This is a genomic window from Aquabacterium sp. A08, assembly GCF_011742065.1.
In genome coordinates, this window is sequence record NZ_JAAQQT010000221.1 from 1 (window position 1) to 224 (window position 224).

The 224-nt window shown below is 68.8% G+C and carries 1 pseudogene; it reads left to right on the forward strand.

The features are described from left to right. A pseudogene (locus HA630_RS26830) lies at positions 1-224 on the forward strand (HNH endonuclease); the annotation flags it as partial.

Below are 224 nucleotides of genomic sequence, written 5' to 3' on the forward strand. Positions count from 1 at the left end.
CTGGAACAGGCGGTGCTGTCTTACGCGGCCGACGAGGTGCGCTGGGAGATGGGGCAGCGCGTGGCGGTCTTTCACGGCGGGCACAACGCGGTCACTGGCCAGCAGTCGGTCATCGCGGTGAACTCGATCATCGGCACCCGGGGCGTGCCGGGCATCAACCCCTTCGACCTGAAACCGGCGCTGAGCAACCCCAAGCTGTTCGCCCGCGACCGCCACCTGTGCGC